The organism is Streptomyces sp. SBT349, from assembly GCF_001083795.1.
Lineage (GTDB): Bacteria > Actinomycetota > Actinomycetes > Streptomycetales > Streptomycetaceae > Streptomyces.
In genome coordinates this window covers 1-9,454 of record NZ_LAVK01000291.1, presented here as the reverse complement: position 1 = coordinate 9,454, position 9,454 = coordinate 1, and the positions used below count along the sequence as shown (strand labels likewise).

The window sequence follows — 9,454 nt, the reverse complement described above, 5'->3', positions numbered from 1 at the left end:
GGTCGCGGAGCCGGTGGCCGAGGTGGAGGGGCGCATCGCCGGGTGGGGTGGGCGGTTGTCGGTGGCGGCGGTCAACGGGCCGCGGGCGACGGTTGTTTCGGGTGAGCCCGGGGCGTTGGACGAGCTGCTGGCCGCGTGTGAGGTGGATGGGGTGCGGGCCCGCCGCATTCCGGTGGATTACGCGTCGCATTCCGCTCAGGTGGATGGTCTGCGGGAGCGGATCCTGACGGATCTGGCTTCCCTCACCCCGCGTTCGGGGTCGGTGCCGTTCTACTCCACGGTGACGGGTGCGGAGTTGGACACCGCGGGTCTGGACGGGGCGTACTGGTTCGAGAATCTGCGGGGGACGGTGCGGTTCGCGCCGGTGGTGGAGTCGCTGGTCGCTCAGGGCTTCGGGACCTTCGTCGAGGCCAGTGCGCATCCGGTGCTGACGATGGCGATCGAGGATGCCACCGCGATCGGCTCGCTGCGGCGGGGCGAGGGTGGGATGGAGCGCTTCGTGGCCTCGCTGGCCGAGGCGTGGGTGCAGGGCGTTCCGGTGGCCTGGGACCGCGTGTTCGCCGGCGGTCGGCATGTCGACGTGCCGACCTACCCCTTCCAGCACCGGCGTTACTGGCTCGACGCGGGCACCGGTACGGTGAGCGCCGCGCGGCTGGGGCTTGGCGAGGCCGAGCATCCGCTGCTCGCGGCGGGCGTGGAGTTGGTGGACAGCGACGGGTTCCTGCTGACCGGGGCCCTGTCGCCGCGTTCGCACCCGTGGCTGGCGGATCACGCGGTCAACGGCGTGGTCCTGCTGCCGGGCACGGCGATGCTGGAGATGGCCGTGCACGCCGGTGACCAGGTCGGCTGCGGACACGTGGACGAACTCGTCCTCGAAGCGCCGCTCGCCCTGGCCGTGTCCGGGGACACGTATCTCCAACTCGTCGTGTCCGCCGCCGACGAGACGGGCCGCAGGTCGCTGAGCCTGCACGCGCGGACGGGCGCGTCCGGCGAGTGGACCAGGCACGCGACCGGGGTCATCTCCCCGAACGTCCCTGCTCCCTCAGGTGAGTTGACCACCTGGCCGCCGGAGGGCGCGGTCGCCGCGGACCTGACCGACTTCTACGCGGGCGCCGCCGAGGCCGGTTTCCAGTACGGCCCGGCGTTCCGCGGGCTGCGTGCCGCCTGGCGGCGTGGCGGGGCAGCCGACGGCGAGATCTTCGCCGAGGTGGAGCTGCCCGAGGCCGCCGAGGGGCGTGGTTCCGGGGACTTCGCGCTGCACCCCGCGCTGTTCGACGCCGGGCTGCAAGCGCTCCGGGTCGGCGGCGTGCTGGCGGGCGAGGGCCGCCTGCCGTTCTCCTGGCGCGGCGTCACCCTGCACGCCGCGGGCGCCGCCACCGTGCTGCGCGTCAGGCTGTCGGGACGCGGGGCCGACGAGGTGGCCATCGACGTCGCCGACGACCGGGGCCTGCCGGTTCTGACGGTCGACTCGCTGGTCGCCCGGCCGTTCTCGGCCGGAGAGGCCCCGGTCGTGGGCCACGCCGCGGGCATCGCACGGGACTTCCTGTTCCGCGTGATCTGGTCCCCTCTGCCCCCGACCACTCCCCAACCCGCCCAGGGCGACCCCGCCGCGGGGGGCGCGCCCGAGCCGGTGCTGATGCGCCTCGGCGTGGACGCGGACGCGGGGGAGCGCGGCGACCTGCCGCGCGCCGCGCACGCCGCCGTCGCCGATGCCCTGGAACGGGCGCGCGGCTGGCTGGCGGACGACGCGAACGAGGGCAGGCGGCTCGTTCTCGTCACCCGCGGCGCCGTCGCCGTCCAGCAGGGCGAGGATGTCGCCGACCTCGCGGGCGCGGCGGCGTGGGGCCTGCTCCGCTCGGCGCAGGCCGAACATCCGGGCCGCTTCACGCTCCTGGACACCGACGACGACCCGGCCTCCGACGGGGCGGTGGCCGCGGCCGTGGCGGGTGGCGAACCGCAGCTGGCGCTGCGTTCGGGCACCGCCTACGTTCCCCGCCTCGACCGGCACACGCCGCCGCTCGCCGCGCCGGACTCGCCGGAGGCGCCCGAGGGACCTGAGGCGCCCGGCGCCTGGCGGCTGCGTCTCGGCGACGGGTCGGCGGGTGGCGGCACGGTGCAGAACGTGGTGCTCGCCGCCTGCCCCGAGGTCACCGAACCGCTGCGCCCGGGGCAGGTGCGGGTCTCCGTGCGCGCCGCGGGCGTCAACTTCCGCGATGTCGTCCTGGCCCTGGGCATGGTGACCGGCCGGGACGGCGGCGAGGGCCGCGACGAACTGGGCGGCGAGGGCGCGGGCGTCGTCCTCGACGTGGCGGACGATGTGGCGGACCTGCGCCCCGGCGACCGGGTGATGGGCCTGCTGCCCGGATCGTTCGGGCCGCTCGCCGTCGCCGACCACCGCATGCTGGTGCGGATCCCCGACGGCTGGTCGTTCGTCCAGGCGGCGACCGTTCCCATCGCGTTCCTCACCGCCGCCTACGGGCTGCGCGACCTCGGCGGCCTGCGGGACGGCGAGACGGTCCTGGTGCACGCGGCGGCCGGAGGCGTCGGCATGGCCGCCGTGCAGCTCGCCCGGCACTGGGGTGCCGAGGTCTTCGGCACCGCGAGCCCCGGCAAGTGGCGGACCCTGCGCGCGCACGGTCTCGACCCGGACCACATCGCGTCCTCCCGGGCCCTCGGGTTCGAGGACGCCTTCCGCGCCGCGACCGGCGGCCGGGGCGTCGACATCGTGCTCAACTCGCTCGCCGGCACGTTCGTCGACGCGGGGCAGCGGCTCCTCGCGCCCGGCGGCCGGTTCATCGAGATGGGCAAGACCGACATCAGGGGCGGCGCCCTCAGGGACGACGTCACCTACCGGGCGTTCGACCTCGTCGAGGCACGTCCTGACCGGGTCCGCGACCTGCTCCACGAGCTGCTGGAACTGGCCGGGGCCGGCGTCCTCACACCGCTGCCCGCCACCACCTGGGACGTGCGGCGGGCGCCGGAGGCGCTGCGGTACCTGCAACAGGCCCGGCACGTCGGCAAGATCGTCCTGACCCTGCCCGCGCCGGGCGCCACCCCCGGGCGCCCGCTGCCCCCGGCGGGCACCGTGCTCATCACCGGCGGCACGGGCACGCTGGGCAGCGAGGTGGCGCGCCACCTCGTCGCGGCGCACGGCGTGCGTCGGCTGCTGCTGGTCTCGCGCCGGGGCGTCGACGCGCCCGGGGCCGCCGAACTCGTCGCGGAGCTGGCCGAGTCGGGCGCCACGGCGACCGTCGCCGCCTGCGACGCGGCGGACCGCGAGGAACTGGCCCGGCTGCTGGCCGCGATACCGGCCGAACACCCGCTGACCGCCGTGATCCACGCGGCCGGGGTGCTGGACGACGGAGTCGTCGGCACTCTCACGCCGGAGCGGCTCGCCCGCGTGCTGCGCCCCAAGGCGGACGCGGCCTGGCACCTGCACGAGCTGACCCGCGACCTCGACCTCGCGGCGTTCGTGCTGTTCTCCTCGGCGGCGGGACTCCTCGGCGGCCTCGGCCAGGGCAACTACGCGGCGGCGAACGCGTTTCTCGACGGGCTGGCGCTGCACCGCAGGTCGCTCGGCCTTCCCGCCGTGTCGCTGGCGTGGGGCCTGTGGGCCGAACGCAGTGGCATGACCGGAGGACTCGGCCCGGAGGCCCTGGCCCGGATGGGGCAGGCCGGGATCGAGGAACTCTCCACCGAGGAGGGGCTGGCACTCCTCGACGCGGGCCTGACCGCCGCCGAGACGCTGCTCGCGCCGATCCGCCTGCGCACGGCCGCACTCCGGGCCAGGGCGGCGGTCGGCGAGACGCCGCCGCTGCTGCGCGGACTCGTGCGCGCCGCCGCCCGCCGGCGCCTGCCGGGCACCGGCGGCGACGGCGGCGCGGGCGGTTTCGCCACGGCGTCGGCCGCGGAACTCCTCACGCTCGTCCGCACCCAGGCGTCCGCCGTGCTGGGACACGACACCACGGAGGCGGTCGACGCGGAACGCGCGTTCAGGGAGCTGGGCTTCGACTCGCTCACCGCCGTCGAGCTGCGGAACCGGCTCAACGCGGCGACCGGACTGCGCCTGCCGTCCACCGCCGTCTTCGACCACCCCACGCCGGGGGCCCTCGCGGCCCATCTGCGATCGCGGCTCGCACCCGAGACGGCCGAACGGGCCGTGTCCGCCGAACCGTTGACCCCGAAGCCCGCGGTGGCGGGGGGTGGCGAGGATCCCGTGGTGGTCGTCGGGATGGCGTGCCGGTATCCGGGTGGGGTGGATTCGCCGGAGGCGTTGTGGCGGCTGGTCGCGGAGGGGGTGGACGCCGTTGGGGCGTTCCCGGTGGACCGCGGCTGGGATGTCGGGTCGCTCTATGATCCCGATCCGGAGCGGTCGGGGACGTCGTATGTGCGGGAGGGCGGGTTCCTGTATGGGGCGGCGGAGTTCGACGCCGGGTTCTTCGGGATCTCGCCGCGTGAGGCGCTGGCGATGGATCCGCAGCAGCGGTTGTTGCTGGAGACGTCCTGGGAGGTGTTCGAGCGGGCGGGGATCGATCCGGCCTCGGTGCGTTCCAGCGCCACCGGCGTCTTCACGGGCCTGCTCCACGGCGGCTACGGCAACGGCTCGGCTGCCGCCCGGGAGTTGGAGGGATATCTCGGCAACGGCAGCGCGGGCAGCGTCGCCTCCGGGCGCGTCGCCTACACGTTCGGGCTTGAGGGGCCGGCGGTGACGGTGGACACGGCGTGTTCCTCGTCGCTGGTGGCGTTGCATCTGGCGGTGCAGTCGCTGCGGAGCGGGGAGTGCGCGATGGCGTTGGCGGGCGGCGCCACCGTGATGGCGACCCCCGGCGCGTTCGTGGAGTTCAGCCGGCAGCGTGGGCTGGCGCCGGACGGGCGGTGCAAGCCCTTCGCGGAGGGGGCGGATGGGACGGGTTGGGCCGAGGGTGTCGGGATGCTGCTGCTGGAGCGGTTGTCGGACGCGCGGCGCAACGGTCACCGGGTGCTGGCGGTGGTGCGGGGGAGCGCGGTCAATCAGGACGGTGCGAGCAACGGGCTGACCGCGCCGAGTGGGTTGGCGCAGCAGCGGGTGATCCGCGCGGCGCTGGTCAACGCGGGCCTGTCGGCGAACGAGGTGGACGCGGTGGAGGCGCATGGCACGGGTACGGCGCTGGGTGATCCGATCGAGGCGCAGGCGTTGCTGGCCACCTACGGCCAGGGCCGGGAGGGTGAACGGCCGCTGTGGCTGGGGTCGTTGAAGTCGAACATCGGGCACGCGCAGGCGGCGGCGGGTGTCGGTGGGGTGATCAAGATGGTGCAGGCGATGCACCACGGGGTCCTGCCGCGCACCCTGCACGTGGACCGGCCGTCCTCCCATGTGGACTGGGACGCGGGCGCGGTGCGGCTGCTGACCGAGTCGGTGGAGTGGCCCGACACCGGCCGTCCCCGCCGCGCCGCCGTCTCCTCGTTCGGCGTCAGCGGTACCAACGCCCACGCCATCCTCGAACTGCCCTTCGACACAGGCCGGGAGAACGGCGCGGCGGACGACGCCCGCGCGCCGGGAACCCGGGCGTTCCCGGTGCCCGTGCTGCTCTCCGCCGACTCCGCGGAGGCGCTGAGCGCCCAGGCCCTCCGGCTGCGCGACCACCTGGCCGCCCACCCCGACGCGCTCCCCGCCGACGTGGGCCGCTCGCTCGCCCTCGGCCGGGCCGCGCTCGCCCACCGCGCGGCGCTGACCGTCTCGGACGGCACGGACCGGGACGCGCTGCTCACGGACCTGGACGCCCTGGCGTCCGGCGCGCGGGCGCCGCGCGTGGCGCGGGGAACGCCGGTCGACGGCACCCTCGCGTTCCTCTTCACCGGCCAGGGCAGCCAGCGGCCCGGCATGGGCACCGAACTCGCCGCCGCCCACCCCGCGTTCGCCGCCGCCTTCGACGCGGTGTGCGCGGAGTTCGACCGGCACCTGGACCGCCCGCTGCGGCAGGTCATCGAGGCCGAGCCGGAACTGCTCGACCGTACCGAGTACGCCCAGCCCGCGCTGTTCGGCGTGCAGGTCGCGCTGTTCCGGCTCCTGGAGTCCTGGCAGGTGCGGCCCGACCACCTGCTGGGCCACTCGGCCGGCGCACTGGCCGCCGCACACGTCGCCGACGTGCTCTCCCTCCCCGACGCCTGCCTGCTGGTCGCCGCCCGCGGCCGGCTGATGCAGGCCCAGCGCGCCGACGGCGCGATGCTCGCCGTCCAGGCCACCCCCGACGAGGCCGCCCCGTTCCTCGCCTCGCACGAGGGACGGCTCGCGCTGGCCGCGGTGAACGGTCCCGCCTCCGTCGTCCTGGCCGGGGACGCCGACGCCGTGGACGAGGCCACCGTCCACTGGGCGGCCGTGGGCCGCAGGACCAAGCGGCTGCGGACCTCCCACGCCTTCCACTCCCCGCACATGGACGGCATGCTCGACGCGTTCGCCACCGTGGCGGAACGCGTCACCTTCCGCCCGGCGCGCATCCCCGTCGTCTCCGAGGTGACCGGCGCCGTCATCGACGACGACGAACTGGCCGGCCCCGCCTACTGGGTGCGGCACGCGCGGCAGCCCGTGCGGTTCGCCGACGGGATCGCGTACCTGCACGAGCGGGGCGCGCGCACCTTCCTCGAACTCGGGCCCGACGCCGTGCTGTCAGCGATGGGCGAGGAGTGCCTGCCGGACGCCCGCGACACCGCGTTCCTCCCCACCCTGCGCGGCGGCCACGAGGAGCCCGTCGCCCTCGCGGCGGCGTTCGGGCGGCTCCATGTGCGCGGCCACGCGGCGCACCGCGCCGCCTACCCCGCGCCCGCCGGCGCGCGGACCATTCCCCTGCCCACCTACGCTTTCCAGCGCCGGCGCTACTGGCTGGCCCCCGGCGCCCCGGGAGGGGCCCCGGCCGCCGCCGACGCGCACCCGCTGCTCCCCGACGTGGTGACGCTCGCCGACGGCGACGGGCTGCTGCTCTCCGGGAGGCTCTCCGCCGCCGACCAGCCGTGGCTCGGCGACCACACCATCCTCGGCACCGTCCTGGTGCCCGGCACCGCCCTGGTGGAGATGGCCTGGCACGCCGGCGCGCACGCCGGCTGCGGGCGCGTCGAGGAACTCACCCTGGAGGCACCGCTCGTGCTGCCGCCGGGCGGCGCGCGGGCCCAGGTCCAGGTGCGCGTCGGAGCGGCCGACGGAGCGGGCCGCCGCCCGCTCACCCTGCACTCCCGCCCGGCCGCCGACGCCGAGGCGCCCTGGACGCGGCACGCCGACGGCGTCCTCGCCCCCGCCGGTGACACCCCCGCCGGTGACGCCCCCGCGCCCGAGCCCGACGCCACCGCGTGGCCGCCGCCCGGCGCGTCCGCGATCGACACGGCCGACTTCTACGAGCGGTTCGCCGCCCACGGATTCGACCTCGGCCCGGCGTTCCAGGGCCTGCGCGCCGCCTGGCGCGACGGGGACGACCTGCTCGCGGAGGTGTCCCTGCCCGAGGAGGAGCACGGGGCCGCCGCCCGCTACGGCATCCACCCGGCGCTGCTCGACGCGGCGCTCCACGCGGGCGGCCTCGACGCCATGGATGAGTCGGCCGGACGGCTGCCGTTCGCCTGGCACGACGTCACCCGCCACGCGCCCGGGGCCCCTGACCTGCGGGTGCGCCTGCGCCCCACCGGCGACGACGGAGTCTCGGTCACCCTCACCGACACGGTCGGCCTGCCCGTCGCCCGCATCGGTCGGCTCGTCACCCGGCGCGTCACGGAGGACCAGCTCGCGCGGCGCCAGGACGCCCTGCACCGCGTGGAGTGGCGCGCCCTGCCGACCGCCACGGCGGACGTCGGGAACGCGACGGACGCGACGGACGCGACGGACGTGGGGGACGCGGTGCGGCGGTGGGCGGGCATCGACCCGGCCGGTGCCGAGGGGCTGGCCGGTCTCGATGGCCTCGCCCTCCACGCCGATCCGGTCCACCTGGCCAAGGACCTCGCCGATGGCGGCCCCCTGCCCGAGGCCGTCCTCGTCCCGCTCGACCCGGACCCCGGTCTGCCGCCGCCCGAGGCCGCGCACGACATCGCGCGCCGCGCGGGCGACCTGGTGCGGGCATGGCTCGCGGGGGAGTTCGCCCCCGCCCGCCTGGTCCTCGTCACCCGCGGCGCCGTCCGCCTGGGCGACGCGCCGGTGCGGCCGGCCGCGGCGGCCGCCTGGGGCCTGCTCGCCTCCGTCCAAGCCGAGCACCCGGGCCGTTTCGTCCTGCTCGACGCCGAGGCGGGACAGCCCCTCGCCCCGGGACCTCTCGCCCTCGCGCTCGCCTCGGACGAGCCCCGGCTCGCCCTCCGCGCGGGCACGGCCCACGTGCCCCGGCTCGTCCGCGCGGGGCGCGCCACCCCCGAGGAGCCGCCCGCGCCCTGGGACCCCGAAGGCACCGTCCTGGTCACCGGCGCCACCGGCGCCCTGGGACGGGCGCTCGCCCGGCACCTGGCCGAACGCGGCGCGCGCCGTCTGCTGCTCGTCAGCCGCTCCGGCGCCGACGCGCCGGGCGCCGCGGAGCTGTCGGCCGACCTCGCCGCCCTCGGCGCCACCGCCGAGCTGCGGTCCTGCGACGTCGCCGACCGCGACGGGCTCGCCGCGCTCCTCGACGGCGTGCGCGACGACCACCCGCTCACCGCCGTCGTCCATCTGGCCGGTGTACTGGACGACGGGCTGGTGGAGTCGCTGACGCCCGAGCGGCTGGAGCGCGTGCTGCGCCCCAAGGCGGACGCCGCCTGGCACCTGCACGAGCTGACGAAGGGCCTGGACCTGGCCGCGTTCGTCCTGTTCTCCTCGGCTTCCGGCGTCATCGGCGGCGCGGGCCAGGCGAACTACGCCGCCGCCAACGCGTTCCTCGACGCCCTTGCCCACCACCGCCACGCCGAGGGTCTGCCCGCGCAGTCCCTGGCCTGGGGCGCGTGGGAGGTCGGCATGGCCGGTGAACTGGCCCGGGCCGACCGCGACCGGCTGGCCAGGTCGGGCGCCGTGCCGCTGACGACCGGCGAGGGCATGGCCCTGTTCGACGCGGCCTGCCGCACCCCGGAACCGCACCTCGTCCCGCTCCGCCTCGACCCGGCGGCGCTCCAGGCCGCCGGCGCCGTTCCGCCGCTGCTGCGGGACCTCGTCCCGACGCGGGCCCGCCGCGGCGCGGCCACGGCGGGCACGGGAACGGCCGCCGCCGAGGCCGCCGCGCTGCGGCGCCGCCTCACCGGCCTCGGCGCGGCGAAGACGGAGGAGGCGCTGCTCGACCTGATCCGCGCCAAGGCGGCCCTGGCCCTCGGCCACGCGGGCGCGGACGCGATCGAGCCGGGGCGCGGGTTCACCCAGGCGGGCTTCGACTCCCTCGCCACCGTCGAACTGCGGAACCGCCTGAACGAGGTGACCGGCCTGCGGCTCGCCTCCACCGCGCTGTTCGACCACCCCACCCCCGTGGCGCTCGCCCGCCACATGGGCGAG

At 76.6% G+C, this 9,454-nt stretch carries 1 protein-coding gene; it reads left to right on the top strand.

The window, feature by feature from the left end; translation table 11 throughout:
• A partial coding sequence (locus ADY01_RS40930; protein WP_049578862.1) for a type I polyketide synthase occupies window positions 1-9,454 on the top strand: 9,454 nt, incomplete at both ends.